Annotated in this window: 11 protein-coding genes; 7 read left to right on the top strand and 4 right to left on the bottom strand. The window is 73.1% G+C overall.

Annotated features, from left to right (window positions below):
* On the bottom strand, positions 1 to 671 hold a 671-nt coding region (locus ABD811_RS29370; RefSeq protein WP_344954265.1), incomplete at its 3' end, for an Lrp/AsnC family transcriptional regulator.
* 682 nt (positions 672 to 1353) lie between these two features.
* Here ABD811_RS29370 and ABD811_RS29375 point away from each other — a divergent pair.
* From ABD811_RS29375 to ABD811_RS29395, 5 genes are all read left to right on the top strand, one after another.
* Entirely contained in the window at positions 1354 to 2790 is a 1437-nt protein-coding gene (locus tag ABD811_RS29375) for a GuaB1 family IMP dehydrogenase-related protein (RefSeq protein ID WP_344954239.1), read from the top strand.
* A 101-nt stretch (positions 2791 to 2891) separates the two neighbouring features.
* Complete coding sequence (locus ABD811_RS29380) at positions 2892 to 4277, top strand: LCP family protein (protein ID WP_344954241.1); 1386 nt, start codon at positions 2892 to 2894, stop codon at positions 4275 to 4277.
* Between the two features lie 108 nt (positions 4278 to 4385).
* Positions 4386 to 5882: an LCP family protein gene (locus ABD811_RS29385; RefSeq protein WP_344954243.1), complete on the top strand. Its 1497-nt coding sequence runs from the start codon at positions 4386 to 4388 to the stop codon at positions 5880 to 5882.
* Between the two features lie 97 nt (positions 5883 to 5979).
* Entirely contained in the window at positions 5980 to 7044 is a 1065-nt protein-coding gene (locus ABD811_RS29390; RefSeq protein WP_344954245.1) for an enolase C-terminal domain-like protein, read from the top strand.
* A complete protein-coding gene (locus ABD811_RS29395) occupies positions 7041 to 7625 on the top strand; it encodes a P-loop nucleotide/nucleoside kinase family protein (protein ID WP_344954247.1) in 585 nt (194 codons plus the stop codon). Before ABD811_RS29390 ends, ABD811_RS29395 begins: the two co-directional genes overlap by 4 nt.
* Before the next feature lie 22 nt (positions 7626 to 7647).
* On the opposite strand, the gene ABD811_RS29400 is transcribed toward ABD811_RS29395, so the two are convergent.
* Genes ABD811_RS29400 through ABD811_RS29410 form a run of 3 tightly spaced genes read right to left on the bottom strand, consistent with a single transcriptional unit; the run spans position 7648 to position 12504 of the window.
* Positions 7648 to 8802, bottom strand: coding sequence for an acyl-CoA dehydrogenase family protein (locus ABD811_RS29400; RefSeq protein WP_344954249.1), 1155 nt, complete (start codon positions 8800 to 8802; stop codon positions 7648 to 7650).
* Positions 8799 to 10868: an acetyl/propionyl/methylcrotonyl-CoA carboxylase subunit alpha gene (locus ABD811_RS29405; RefSeq protein WP_344954251.1), complete on the bottom strand. Its 2070-nt coding sequence runs from the start codon at positions 10866 to 10868 to the stop codon at positions 8799 to 8801. The genes ABD811_RS29400 and ABD811_RS29405 overlap by 4 nt, the downstream gene beginning before the upstream one ends.
* 4 nt (positions 10869 to 10872) lie before the next feature.
* Positions 10873 to 12504 (bottom strand): acyl-CoA carboxylase subunit beta, encoded by a 1632-nt coding sequence (locus ABD811_RS29410; protein WP_425549473.1) that lies wholly within the window; start codon positions 12502 to 12504, stop codon positions 10873 to 10875.
* Between the two features lie 453 nt (positions 12505 to 12957).
* Between ABD811_RS29410 and ABD811_RS29415 the strand changes: the two genes are divergently transcribed.
* Positions 12958 to 13575 (top strand): TetR/AcrR family transcriptional regulator, encoded by a 618-nt coding sequence (locus ABD811_RS29415; RefSeq protein ID WP_344954253.1) that lies wholly within the window; start codon positions 12958 to 12960, stop codon positions 13573 to 13575.
* Positions 13576 to 13691: 116 nt separating this feature from the next.
* Positions 13692 to 14207 (top strand): GNAT family N-acetyltransferase, encoded by a 516-nt coding sequence (locus tag ABD811_RS29420; RefSeq protein ID WP_344954255.1) that lies wholly within the window; start codon positions 13692 to 13694, stop codon positions 14205 to 14207.
* Positions 14208 to 14331 lie beyond the last annotated feature (124 nt).

Raw genomic sequence — 14331 nt, forward strand, 5'->3', positions numbered from 1 at the left:
CCGCCGGTGACCACCAGCCCGAAGCCGCCCAGCTCGCGGGCGCCCAGGGCGTGGGGGTCGGCCAGCCCGGTCACCTGGATGACGCCGGAGCGCATCAGGCGGACCACGCGGGCCCGGGTGGCGGCCTGCGACAGGCCGATGATGTTGGCCAGCCGGGTGTAGGGGGCGCGGCCGTCGCGCTGCAGCTCCTGCAGCAGCCGCCAGTCGATGTCGTCGAGGCTGACCTCGCCCAGCTCGCGCACCACCGAGTGGGTGTCGCGGACCGTGGTCACCGAGCGGAACACCTCCGCGGCGCGCACGCCCGGCACCGAGCGGATGTGGTCCACCTCGGCGGCCAGGGCCGCGTCGTCGCGGGTGCGCACCTGGGCGACCAGGTCGTGCGGGCCGGCCGTCAGCGCGGCGAAGCTGACCGCGGGCCTGGCGGCGATGATCCCGGCGACCTCCCGGGCCGAGCCGTCGACGGTGACCGAGACGTGCCCGATCGCCTCCGCGCCGACCACCGCGGCGTGCACGATGCCGACGACGCGCACCACCTCGGACTCGAGAAGGTGCTGCACCCGCGCCCGCACGGCCGTGCGGGACAGCCCGACGCGGTCGGCGAGCGCCTGGAACGTCGCCCTGCCATCCCGCTGGAGCTCGCGGACGAGCACGGCGTCGACCGCATCCAGCACGGCTCTCCTCCTCGACACGCAATGAATCGATTTGCCAATGACTGCAAGATCATTCCATTCGGGGACGGTCTGACGTCAAATATTGATCTTGCTCGTGTTCGTCCTGCCCGGCGACCGTCGATGCGTCGGCGTCCGGTCGCGGCGGCGACGATCGGGTGCCGCGTAAACCGGTACGACAGCGCAACGCCGGTCGGATCATCGTGCGCGGACGGTGACGCTGGGCGACGGCGCGGCACCGGACGACATTGCGACGATCACCTGCCGGACGGGACGGACCCCCGCGCGGGCGGACGCGGCACACCGGGGTCGCCAGCGTGACATGCATGCGCTTCTCCCGGTGTTCTGCTGTGACGCCTCCTACGGGAAGCAGCCGTCCGCGTGAGGCACATGTAAGAAAACTGCAACGAGCCGACAGGATCGTCAAGAGGTAACTTTACAGAGAGCGAAACCTCACGTTGCCCACATATCGACTCTTGCCCGCCTCAACACACCGGCCACGCGAGAATGCGCTGGCAGGGGCCTCGAAGCCACCTCGCCGTCACCCTCAGGTAGTACGCACACCGACCCCGCGGGATGCGCGGGCGGCGCCGGAGATGCCCGGCTTGGCGGAAGCACCCGGGGGTATGGATCACAATGTACGGTGATCCAGCCAGTTTGACCGCGATTGGTGTGTAGTAGAGCCGTGCGCCTGCTGAACGGTGAGCACCTCGCTCACGACCTCACGTATAACGACGTTTTCATGGTCCCCCGGCGTTCCCCGGTCGGGTCACGGCTGGAGGTGGACCTGTCCACCGCCGACGCCAGCGGGACCACCGTGCCGATCGTGGTCGCCAACATGACGGCCGTGTCCGGCCGCCGGATGGCCGAGACGATCGCCCGCCGCGGCGGCGTCGCGGTGATCCCCCAGGACATCCCCGTCGAGGTGGTCTCCGAGGTGATCGGGTGGGTCAAGCGCCGCCATCTGGTGTACGACACCGCGATCCGCCTGGACCCGCACTCGACCGCGGGCGACGCGCTGGCGCTGCTGCACAAGCGCGCCCACGGCGCCGTGATCGTCGTCGAGGACGACCGTCCCGTCGGGGTGGTCACCGAGGCCGACTGCCAGGGCGTGGACCGCTTCGCCCAGCTTCGCGACATCATGTCCCGCGACCTGGTGACGCTGCCCGACGGCGTCGACCCGCACGAGGCGTTCGACCGGCTGCACGGGCGCGGGCACCGGCTCGCCCCGGTCGTCGACGAGCACGGCCGCCTGGCCGGCGTCCTCACCCGCACCGGCGCGCTGCGCGCCACCCTGTACACGCCCGCCGTGGACGCCGCCGGGCGGCTGCGCGTCGCCGCGGCGGTCGGCGTGAACGGGGACGTGGCGGGCAAGGCCAAGGCGCTGCTGGAGGCGGGCGCGGACCTGCTGGTCGTGGACACCGCGCACGGCCACCAGGACAAGATGATCAGCGCCCTGCGGGCGGTGCGCGGGCTGGACCCGTCCGTGCCGGTCGTGGCGGGCAACGTGGTCACCGCCGAGGGCGTGCGCGACCTGGTGGAGGCGGGCGCCGACATCGTCAAGGTCGGCGTCGGGCCGGGCGCGATGTGCACCACGCGGATGATGACCGGGGTGGGCCGCCCGCAGTTCTCCGCGGTGCTGGAGTGCGCCGCCGAGGCGCGCCGCCTGGGTCGGCACGTGTGGGCCGACGGCGGCGTCCGGCACCCGCGCGACGTGGCGCTGGCCCTGGCCGCCGGCGCGGCCAACGTGATGATCGGCTCCTGGTTCGCCGGGACCTACGAGTCGCCGGGCGACCTGCAGCGCGCCGCCGACGGACGGCTCTACAAGGAGAGCTTCGGCATGGCCTCGGCGCGCGCGGTGCGGCTGCGCACCTCCGAGGACTCCCCCTTCGACCGGGCCCGCAAGGCCCTGTTCGAGGAGGGCATCTCCACCTCCCGCATGTACCTGGACCCCCAGCGTCCCGGCGTGGAGGACCTGCTCGACTCGATCGTGGCCGGGCTGCGCAGCGCCTGCACCTACGCGGGCGCCCGCACGCTGGAGGAGTTCCACGAGCGCGCGGTCGTCGGCGTGCAGAGCGCCTCCGGCTACGCCGAGGGAATGCCGCTGGCCACGAGCTGGTAGACGGCGGGTCCGAAAACCACAACCGGCCGCGTCCGCGATGGCATGGACGGTGACGGCCGTTCGACCCTGTCCCCCCGAGACGGTTCGGAGGGAGAGGCGACATGGACGGCGACGCGCCGTGGCGCGGGCTCGGGGAGACGCTGCTGGTCACGGCGGTGTCGGCGGTGCTTCCCGGCATGGCGCACCTGCGCGCGGGACGGGTCCGTACGGGCACGGCGCTGCTGCTGTCCTACACGCTGGCGCTGAGCGGCCTGGTGCTGGCCGCCGGCCGGTTGTGGTCGGCGCTCGTGGACGCGGCGGTCCGCCCGGATCGCCTGGCCGGGCTGGTCCTCGGCTGCGTGGCGCTGGCCGGGCTGTGGACGCTGCTGATCGTCCACTCCTACGTCGTGCTGCGCCCCGGCGGGCTGGCGTGGTCGCTGCGGTTCGTCGGCGGCGCCGCCGTCGCGGTGATCTGCGCGCTGGCCGCTCTTCCGCCGCTGACCGTGGCGCACTACGGCACGCTGCAACGCGACCTGCTCGACCGCGTCTTCCCCGGACGCGACCCCGCCCCGGCCGCGCTGCCGTCCACCAGCCCCGGCGCCGCCCCGCCGCCCCCCACGGCGCCGCCCGCCGCCGAGGAGCCGCCGGTGTTGCCGCCCCGCCTGGACGTGCTGCTGATCGGCGCCGACGCCGACGTCACCCGTCCGGGGCTGCGCACCGACAGCATGACCGTCGCCAGCATCGACACCCGCACCGGCCGCACGCTGCTGCTGGGCCTGCCGCGCAACCTGCAGCGCGTGCCGGTGTGGTCGGGCCGCGGGCACGTCCCCTTCCCCCCGGAGGAGCTGCTCAACGCCGTGTACGCGCTCGGCAACGCCCGTCCGGGCGTCCTGGCGGGCGGCGACGGCCGCCGCGTCCGCGATCCCGGCGCCGAGCTGCTGAAGCGGACCGTCGGTCACATCCTGGGCCGTCCGGTGCCCTACTACGCCATGGTCGACATGCGCAGCTTCCGGGAGCTCGTCGACGCGATGGGCGGCGTGCGGGTGTGCGTCGGCCGGCCCGTGCCCGTGCCGCGCGAGCAGATCCCCCGGGGACGGCTGAAACGCGGCTGCCAGCGGCTGAGCGGACGCGAGGCCCTCTGGTACGGACGGTCGCGCACCGGCTCCGACGACTACGACCGGATGGCCCGGCAGAAGTGCCTGATGTGGGCGATCGCCCGGCAGGCCCGCCCGCTGCCGGTGCTGCGCGGCTTTCAGCGGCTGTCGCGGACCGTCACCCGCTCGGTCAGCACCGACCTGCCGCGCGGCATGCTGCCCGAGCTGGTGCGGCTGGCCGGGCGGGTGCGCGGCGCCGAGGTCGCCGGGCTGCAGTTCGTGCCGCCGCTGATCCGCACCGGCGACCCCGACTACCGCGCCATCCGGCGGATGACCGCCAGGGCGGTCGCGGCGTCCCAGAACGGAAGCGCCAACGCCGCCGACTTGCATATGCTCGGTAAAAGCTGCGCCTAACATGTCGCGGAGGGCTACGGCCCACGGCTCCGCAACCCTGAGACGGTTTCGCGCGTCCATAATGTAGGCGGGAGCCTGTTTTCAGCGTGCGTGGGGATCGGAGCGTACATGGCGAGTCGGTCGGCGGCGCGTCCCGCCTCTGAGGAGGAAGAGGACGCAGAGGGCACCGCCCCCAGAACCCGCGGGCTCCTGCGCGCGCTCGGGCTGACCCTGGCGTCCACTCTGGTGTGGGGCGTGGCGCACCTGCGGGTGGGCCGCCGCTGGGCGGGGGCGCTGCTGCTGGGCCTGTTCCTGGCGCTGGCCGCCGCCGGCACGGTCGCCGGGCTGTTCTTCCGCTCCGACCTGCTGCAGCTGGCCGTGCGCCCGGACTGGCTGACGGGCCTGGCCGCCGGGATCCTCACGCTGGGCCTGCTGTGGATCACCGTGGTGATCCGCTCGTACCAGATCGTGCGGCCCGAGACGATGTCGCTGGGCGCGCGCAGCGCGGGCGTGGCGGGGGTCATCCTGCTGTGCTTCGCGGTCGCGCTGCCGACCGCCTGGGCCGGATACAGCACCTACCTCTACCGGGACGCGCTGACCAGCATCTTCCGCACCGGCGACAGCCACGGCCGCCCCATCAACATCAAGGACCCGTGGAACGGGCAGCGCCGCGTCAACGTGCTGCTGCTGGGCGGCGACGCGGCCGCCAACCGCGAGGGCGTGCGCACCGACAGCATGACGGTGGCCAGCATCGACACCAAGACCGGCGACACCGTCCTGCTCAGCCTGCCGCGCAACCTGGAGCGTGTGCCGATGCCGCAGGGCCCGGCCCGCGACCGCTTCCCCTACGGCTTCACCGGCGACGGCCCCGCCACCCCGGGCCTGCTCAACGAGGTCTACCAGTACGCCGAGGACCACCCCGACGTCGTCCCCGGCGCCCGCAAGAACGAGCGCGGCCCCGAGCTGCTCAAGGCCACCATCAGCGGCATCCTCGGCATCCCCGTCGACTACTACGTGCTGGTCGACATGTTCGGCTTCGCCGACATCATCGACGCCATCGGCGGCGTCAAGATCAAGATCACCCAGCCGATCTCCTACGGCCTGGAGGGCGGCGTGCTGCAGCCCGGCGACCGCACGCTGTCCGGCAAGGAGGCGCTGTGGTACGGCCGGTCCCGCACCAACAGCGACGACTACACCCGGATGGGGCGGCAGAAGTGCCTGCTGCGCGCCATCGCCCGGCAGGCCGACCCGCGGACCGTGCTGACCAGCTTCGACCGGCTGGCCGCCGCCACCAAGCGCGCGATCGCCACCGACATCCCGCAGGAACTGCTGCCGGCGTTCATCACCCTGTCCAACCGGTTCAACGACGGCGGCCAGGTCACCAGCCTGCAGTTCGTGCCGCCGCTGATCTACACCGGCAACCCCGACTTCGCGCTGATCCGCCGCCTGGCGGCCCAGGCCGTGGCCACCTCGCCCGAGAGCGCCTCCCCCTCGGCGTCGCCGTCGCCGTCGGCGTCCGCGTCGCGTTCGACCTCGCCCCAGGCCGGCCGGACACCGGGCGCCACCTCGTCCAAGCAGCCCACCCGGCAGACCAAGCCGGTGTCGCTGGACGCCACCTGCCCCTGACGCCGCCCGCCGTCCGGGCTCATCTGGGTGTCGGCACAGGTCCCCGAAGGGGGGATCATGGAGGGTGAGAGTTTCTCCTCCGGGAAGGACGACACGGGTGCCCCAGGTCCATGGGTGTGACGTCTTCCGCGTGGCCATGCCGCGCGGACGGCGACCCGAAAGCATCCTCGTGCGGCTCACCGACAGCGGCGGCACGGTCGGCTGGGGCGAGGTCGCCGTCCCGGACGGGGCCCGCGGCCCCGACCCCGTCTGGGCCGACATCGAGGAACGGATGGGCCCGGCGGTCCTCGGCCTGGAATGGGACCGCCCCGAGGACGTGTCCGCCGTCGCCGACCTCGGCTCCCACCGCGCCGCCGCGGCCGTCGACATGGCCTGCTGGGACCTGTGGTGCCGGGAGCGGGGCCTGCCGCTCGCGCACGCCCTCGGCGGCACCCGCACCTCCATCGTCACCGGCGTGCGCATCACCCCCGAACCGATGCTCGAGACGGTGGTGACCCGCGTCAACCAGGCGGTCGGCGCCGGGCACACCCGTGTCACGGTCCAGGTACGCCCCGGCTGGGACATCGAACCGGTACGCGCCATCCGGCACGCCTACCCGGCGCTGGCGATGGTCGCCGACGCCGGCCACGCCTACACCGAGTCGCCCGAGCACCTGCGGGTGCTGGAGGCCCTGGACGCCTACGGGCTGCTCGCCGTCGAACGCCCCTTCCCCGCCGACGACCTGAGCGCGCACGCCCGCCTGCAACGCCAGATCGCCACCGCCGTCGCCCCCGAGGTCGGCGACCCCGACACCCTGGAGGCCGCCCTGTCCATGGAGGCGGGCCGCGTGCTCAACCTGCGCGTCTGCGAACTCGGCGGCCTCACCGCGGCGCGCAGCGCCCACGACCTGGCCTACGCGGCCGGATGGGACGTGTGGTGCACCGGGACGGGCGCGTTCGGCATCGGCCAGGCCGCCGCCGTGGCGCTGGCCGCCCTGCCCGGCTGCACGCTGCCCAGCGACGTCACCGACCCGGCGGGCGGCCCGGCGTTCGTGTCGCCGCCGGTGCGCTCGTCCGGCGGCATGGTCGGCGTCCCCCTCACCCAGCCCGGCCTCGGCCACCAGATCGACGAGGAGCGCATCGACCGCCTCGCCCGCCGCCGCGCCCGGATCCCCACCACATGAGCGAGCAGGGGCGGCGCGGAACGGTCTGGGTCGTGGCGGGGGCTCCCGGCGGCGGCAAGTCGACCGTGGCGGCGCTGCTGCTGGCGCGTCTGCGCCCGGTGCCCGCACTGCTCGACAAGGACACCATGTACGGGCCGTTCGTCGCCGCCATGCTGGCGGCGCACGGACGCGACCCGGGCGAACGCGAGGGCCCCTGGTACGACGAGCACGTCAAACGGCACGAGTACGACGGGATGACCGCCACCGCCCGCGAGATCCGCTCCCACGGCTGCCCGGTGCTGCTGAACGGCCCGTTCACCGGCCAGATCCGCTGCCCCGAGCGGTGGGCCGGGTGGGTGGACGCGCTCGGCGGGGCGCCGGTGCGGCTGGTGTGGATCCGCACCGACGCCGCCACGCTGCGGCACCGCCTGACCGCCCGCGGCCTGGAACGCGACCGCGGCAAGCTCGCCGCGTTCGACGCGTTCGTCGCGCGGATGCGGCCGGACGAGCCGCCGCCCGTCCCCCACACCGAGATCGACAACCGGCTGTCGGCCCCCGTGGACCTGGACGAGCAGGTCGCCCGCCTGGCGGGGGCGTCCTAGCGGGCCGTCCGCGTACGACCTGCTAGTACGACTTGGGCAGGCCCAGGGAGTGCTGGGCCACGAAGTTGAGGATCATCTCGCGGCTGACCGGCGCGATCCGCATCAGCCGCACCACCCCGGCGAGCATGCCGACGCCGTACTCGGTGGTCAGCCCGTTGCCGCCGTGGGTCTGGATCGCCTGGTCCACGCAGCGCACCGCGGCCTCGGCGGCGGCGTACTTGGCCATGTTGGCGGCCTCGCCCGCGCCCGCGTCGTCGCCCTCGTCGTACAGCCAGGCCGCCTTCTGCCCCATCAGCCGCGCCAGCTCCAGCTCGATCTTGGCCTGGGCGAGCGGATGTGCGATGCCCTGGTGCGCCCCGATGGGCGCGCGGAACACCTGCCGGTCCTTGGCGTAGGCGACGGCCTTGCCTAGCGCCAGCCGGCCGATGCCCGCGCCCATCGCCGCCGCCATGATCCGCTCGGGGTTGAGCCCGGCGAACAACTGCAGCAGCCCGCCGTCCTCGTCGCCGACCAGCGCCTCGTACGGCAGCCGCACCTCGTCCAGGTGCAGGACGAACTGCTTCTCCGGCGAGACGATCTCCATCTCGATCGGTGTCCGGGTGAACCCGGGCGCGTCGGTCGGCACGATGAACAGCGACGGCCGCAGCGTGCCCTTCTGGTCCTCGGTACGGCCGACGACCATCACCGCGTCGGCCTCGTCCACCCCGGAGATGAACGTCTTCTGTCCGGTGAGCACCCACCCGTCGCCGTCGCGGCGCGCGGTGGTGGTGATGCGGTGGGAGTTGGACCCCGCGTCCGGCTCGGTGATCGCGAACGCCATCGTCACCGACCCGTCGGCGAACCGCGGCAGCCACTGCTTCTTCTGCTCGGCCGTGCCGGACCGCGCGATGATCGTCGCGCAGATCGCCGGGGACACCACCATCAGCAACAGCGGGCAGCCCGCCGCGGCCAGCTCCTCACACACCGCCGCCAGGTCGCCGATGCCGCCGCCCCCGCCGCCGTACTCCTCGGGCACGTTGACACCCAGGTACCCCAGCCGCCCCGCCTCGGCCCACAGCTCGCTGGTCTTCTCTCCACTGCGCGCCTTCTCGACGTAGTACGCGGGCCCGTACTTAGCACCCAGGGCGGCCACGGCCTCGCGCAGGGCCCGCCGCTCCTCACTCTCCACGAAACTCACTCGGGATTCCCTTCGGACGATGACGGCTCACCGGACGGCGACGGCTCGCCGGACGGCGACGGCTCCGCAGAGGGCGACGGCTCGGCGATCACGGCGAGGACGGCACCCGCCTCCACCTGCTGCCCGGCGGTCACGTTCACCTCGGCCACGATCCCGGCGGCCGGGGCGGCGATGGCGTGCTCCATCTTCATCGCCTCCAGCACGACCAGCGTCCGCCCCTCGGCCACGGCGGCGCCGGGCTCGGCGTCCACCCGCACGACCGTGCCGGGCATCGGCGCCAGCAGCGACCCGGGCGCCACCAGGTCCCCCGGATCGGCGAAGCGCGGCAGCGCCCGCAGCGTCACCGGCCCCAGCGGCGAGTCGACGAACAGCCGGTCGCCGACGGCCCGCACGCGGAACACCCGCCGCACCCCGGCCACGTCCAGCGTCACCGCCACCTCGCCCCTCGCCTCGCCGGTGACGACGGCGCCGGCCAGGCCCACGTCATCGTGCCCCTCGGCGACCAGGCCGCCGCGTCCCAGCCGGTAGGCGACCTCCAGCACCGCGCCGTCCGGCCCTTCGAACGTCTTGCGCTGCGGCTGCGAAGGCAGGTTGCGCCACCCGGACGGCAGGCCCCGCTGCACCGGCGCGGCGGCCCGGTTCAGCTCGGCGTCGGCCAGCGCCGCCGCCAGCGCCGACAGCCGCACGGCGCGCTCGCCGGCCAGCGGCGCGGCCAGCACGTCCAGGCCCACCCGGTCGAGATACCCGGTGTCGGTGTCCCCGGCCAGGAACGCCGGCTCGGCCAGCACCCGGGCCAGCAGATCACGGTTGGTGGTGACGCCGTGCAGGCGCGCCCCCGTGAGAGCGGCGCGGAGCCTGCGCGCCGCACCGGCCCGGGTCGCCTCCCACGCGATGACCTTGGCGAGCATCGGGTCGTAGTGGACGCCGACCTCGCTGCCGTCCCGCACCCCCGCGTCCAGCCGCAGCCCGTACGCGCCGCCACGCCCCGGATCGCCGAACGCGGCGCCCACCCCCGGAACGTCGAACGTGTGCAGGACCCCGCTGCCCGGCCGCCACCCCGCCGCGGGATCCTCCGCGTACAGGCGCACCTCGATCGCGTGCCCGGCACGGGGCGCCGGAGGCTCGGCGGGCAGCGCCCGGCCCTCGGCCACCTCGATCTGCAGCCGCACCAGGTCCACCCCGTACAGGCACTCGGTGACCGGATGCTCCACCTGCAGCCGCGTGTTCATCTCCAGGAAGAAGAACCGCCCGTCCCCGGCCAGCAGGAACTCCACCGTGCCCGCGCCGACGTAGCCGATCGCGCGGGCCGCGTCGACCGCCGCCGCGCACAGCCGCGCGCGCAGCTCCGGCGTGACGGCCGGCGACGGCGCCTCCTCCACGATCTTCTGGTGACGGCGCTGGATCGAGCACTCCCGCTCGCCCAGCGCCCACACCGTGCCGTGCCGGTCGGCCAGCACCTGCACCTCGATGTGCCGGGCCCGCTCCAGCAGCGGCTCGCAGAACACCGCCGGGTCACCGAACGCCGACTGCGCCTCCCGCCGGGCCGCCGCGACGGCGTCGGCGAGGTCGCCCAGCGCCCGCACGACGCGCATGCCGCGTCCACCGCCGCCCGCCGACGCCTTCACCAGGATCGGCAGGTCGCCGGCCGTCACCGCGTCCGGGTCCAGCTCCGGCAGCACCGGCACGCCCGCCGCGGCCATCAGCTTCTTGGCCTCGATCTTCGACCCCATCGCCGCGATCGCCTCGGGCGGCGGGCCGATCCACGTCAGCCCCGCCGCCACCACCGCACGGGCGAACTCGGCGTTCTCCGACAGGAACCCGTAGCCGGGATGCACCGCGTCCGCCCCCGCCGCCCGCGCCGCCGCCACGATCAGGTCGCCGCGCAGGTAGGTGTCGGCGGGCGTCACGCCCGGCAGCCGCACCGCCGCGTCCGCCTCGACCACGTGCGGGGCACCGTGATCGGCGTCCGAGAACACCGCCACCGTGCCGATCCCCAGATCGCGGCAGGTTCGGAACACACGGCGGGCGATCTCGCCGCGATTGGCCGCCAGCACAGACTCGATCATGGCCTCACATCCGGAAGACGCCGAAGCCCTCGGCCCCGGCCACGGGCGCGTTGTGAATCACCGACAGGCAGATGCCGAGAACGGTGCGGGTGTCGCGCGGGTCGATCACCCCGTCGTCGTAGAGCCGCCCGGACAGGAAGAACGGCAGCGACTCGGCCTCGATCTGCGACTCGACCATCTCCCGCATGGCCCGGTCCTGCTCCTCGTCGTAGACCTGCCCTCGCGCCTCGGCGGCCTGCCGTGCCACGATCGACAGCACCCCGGCCAGCTGCTGCGGCCCCATCACCGCCGACTTGGCGCTCGGCCACGTGAACAGGAAGCGCGGGTCGTACGCCCGGCCGCACATGCCGTAGTTCCCCGCCCCGTACGAGGCGCCCATGACGATCGAGACGTGCGGCACCCGGCTGTTGGCCACCGCGTTGATCATCAGCGCGCCGTGCTTGATGATGCCCGCCTGCTCGTACTCCTTGCCGACCATGTAGCCGGTGGTGTTGTGCAGGAACAGCAGGGGCGTGTCCGTCTGGTTGGCCAGCTGGATGAACTGCGCGGCCTTCTGCGCCTCCTGGCTGAACAGCACGCCCTGCGCGTTGGCCAGGATCCCCACCGGATACCCGTGCAGGCGCGCCCAGCCCGTCACCAGGCTGGCCCCGTAGAGCGGCTTGAACTCGTCGAACTCCGAGCCGTCCACGATCCGCGCGATCACCTCGCGCGGGTCGAACGGCGTCCGCAGATCCTCGGGGACGATGCCCGCCAGCTCCTCGGCGTCGTACAGCGGCTCGCGGACCGGCCCCGGCGCCGGCCCCAGCCTGCGGTGGTTGAGCCGCGCCACGATCTGCCGGCCCAGGCGCAACGCGTCCGGCTCGTCCACGGCCATGTAGTCGGCCAGCCCGGACATCCGCGCGTGCATGTCGGCGCCGCCCAGCTCCTCGTCGTCGGCCTCCTCACCGGTGGCCATCTTCACCAGCGGCGGCCCACCCAGGAACACCTTCGCCCGCTCCCGGACCATGACCACGTGATCGCACATCCCCGGGATGTACGCCCCGCCCGCCGTGGAGTTGCCGAACACCAGCGCGATCGTGGGGATCCCCGCCGCCGACAGCCGGGTCAGGTCGCGGAACATCCGCCCGCCCGGAATGAAGATCTCCTTCTGCGAGGGCAGGTCGGCGCCGCCCGACTCCACCAGGTTGATCACCGGCAGCCGGTTCTCCAGCGCGATGTCGGACGCGCGGAAGCTCTTGCGCACCGTCCACGGATTGCTGGACCCGCCCCGGACCGTCGGATCATTGGCGACGATCATGCATTCGACGCCTTCGACGACCCCGATACCGGTGACCACACTCGCGCCGACGGGAAAGTCGGTGCCCCACGCGGCCAGCGGACTCAGTTCCAGGAACGGCGAGTCCGGGTCGAGCAGCAACTCGATCCGCTCGCGCGCCAGCAGCTTGCCGCGTTTACGATGCCGGGCCACGTACTTCTCCCCGCCCCCGGCCAGCGCCTTGGCATGCTCGGCCTCCAGCTCGGCCAGCTTCGCGAGCATCGCCGCGCGCCGCTCCCGGTAGACGGGACTGCCCACGTCGAGCGAACTGCGCAACGGCCGGGCGGTGCCGCGGCCGGCCGTCATGCTCCCAGTGCCCATCACCGCTCACCCCTCCACGAGATCAGCAAGCCGGCCACCTTTACGTCGTAGATTCCAACCCGCCCAGCGCCGCGATCCCCACCGCGACTCGGCGGCGGGACGCGGCCGGCGACCGACCCGAGCCTCCCCGGCACGCCCCCAGGCCAAGGTGACATCCCATCGACGCCCAGCCTCGCGTGCAGCATGGCCCCGCTCCTCCCGCCCTGCCTCCGTGAGACACGACGGAAGCCGCCGTGGGGTGGGCGGCCGCCGTTGCCCTGCTCGCGGCGGGACGCCCGCGGCAGCACGGCGTCATGAGCACGCCCGGCCCGGGACGCCCTCACGACTCGATGGCGGGCGATCGCCGCGGTTCGGTCATGGGTGAACCCTGCCACCCCGCCGCGAAGAAATCAATCGTGCTTGATTGTTTTTGGGCCGGGCGGTCTGGTTGACTGGAACGCCATGGAACCGAGGGTGTCGAACGCGCAGGCGGTGCGCGAGCCGCGGCAGGACCGCAGCCGCGCCACCCGGCAGCGGCTGCTGGAGGCCGCCGTCGACTGCCTGTCATCCCTCGGCTGGGGCCGCACGACCGTCGCCGTGGTCGCCGAACGCGCCGGGGTGTCCCGGGGCGCCGCGCAGCACCACTTCCGCACCCGCGAGGAACTGGTGACGGCCGCCGTCGAGTACGGCACCGAGGTGCGCCTGCAGCGGGTGCGCGAGCACCTCAACGCCTTGGCGGGGCGGCGCCTGCCGACCCTGGACGTCCTCACGATGCTCGCGGAGATGTACACCAGCCCGCTGTTCCGCGCGGCCCTGCAACTGTGGGTCGCCGCCAGCTCGGACGAGCAGTTGCGCGCCCAGGTCGTTCCGCTCGAGGCGCGTGTGGGACGGGCGGCGCACCGTCTCACCGTGGAGGCCCTCGGCGCGGACGAGTCCGTCCCCGGCGTGCGCGAGGCCGTTCAGGCCACGCTCGACCTGGTCCGCGGCCTCGGCCTGGCCGACCTCCTCACCGACGACTCCGCCCGCCGCTCCCGCCTGCTGCGGCAGTGGGCTTCGACCCTCGACCTGGTTCTGCGGGATCACACCGCCTGAAGATCTCGTTGGGCGTCAGCCTGACGCCGCGGTGCCCCTCGTACGAGTTGCCAGAATGTTTAAGTCTTGTCCTGTTTCCTGGCGGTCTGACCGGAGACGCCCTACCGTTGCTGATCATGACAGTTGATCAAGTCGCGTTGCGTCCGGTCTTCGAAATGGATCTGCCGCTGCTCGACCGATTCGCGTTGGACCCCGAATTCACCAGCCCGTTTCAGTGGTTCGGCTGGAGCGATCCCGGCCGGCTGCGGCGCCAATGGGCGGACAACGGACTGCTGGGGGACGACGGCGGCCGTCTCATGGTGGTGCGCGGCGCCGAACGCCTCGGCTTCATGGCCTGGCGCAAGATCGTGACCGGCACTGGCTCGTACTGCTGGAACATCGGGATCATCCTGCTGCCGGACGCCCGCGGCCACGGCTACGGCGCGCAGGCCCAACGCCTGCTGGCCCGTTATCTGTTCGCCCACACCCAGGCGATGCGCGTCGAGGCCGACACGGAGGTCTCCAACGTGGCCGAGCAACGCTCCTTGGAGAAGGCCGGGTTCACGCGCGAGGGCGTGTTGCGAAGCTACGCGTTCCGCGACGGCGAGTGGCGCGACGCCGTCGTCTACAGCATCCTCCGCAACGAGATCTGAATCTGCTCCGGAAATGCGGAAGGCCCCCGCCGTGACGGCGGGGGCCTTCCAGAAAAGAATGTCCGGCGGCGTCCTACTCTCCCACACAGTCTCCCATGCAGTACCATCGGCGCTGAAGAGCTTA

Origin of the sequence: Actinomadura miaoliensis, from assembly GCF_039536785.1 — a bacterium.
Taxonomy (GTDB): Bacteria; Actinomycetota; Actinomycetes; order Streptosporangiales; family Streptosporangiaceae; genus Spirillospora; species Spirillospora miaoliensis.

What these genes read in the sequence shown, in the direction of transcription:
- ABD811_RS29405 (WP_344954251.1), bottom strand. Translation starts at nt 10,868, where the DNA reads ATGATCGAGTCTGTGCTGGCGGCCAATCGCGGCGAGATCGCCCGCCGT.
- ABD811_RS29420 (WP_344954255.1), top strand. Translation starts at nt 13,692, where the DNA reads ATGACAGTTGATCAAGTCGCGTTGCGTCCGGTCTTCGAAATGGATCTG.
- ABD811_RS29395 (WP_344954247.1), top strand. Translation starts at nt 7,041, where the DNA reads ATGAGCGAGCAGGGGCGGCGCGGAACGGTCTGGGTCGTGGCGGGGGCT.
- ABD811_RS29380 (WP_344954241.1), top strand. Translation starts at nt 2,892, where the DNA reads ATGGACGGCGACGCGCCGTGGCGCGGGCTCGGGGAGACGCTGCTGGTC.
- ABD811_RS29410 (WP_425549473.1), bottom strand. Translation starts at nt 12,504, where the DNA reads ATGGGCACTGGGAGCATGACGGCCGGCCGCGGCACCGCCCGGCCGTTG.
- ABD811_RS29385 (WP_344954243.1), top strand. Translation starts at nt 4,386, where the DNA reads ATGGCGAGTCGGTCGGCGGCGCGTCCCGCCTCTGAGGAGGAAGAGGAC.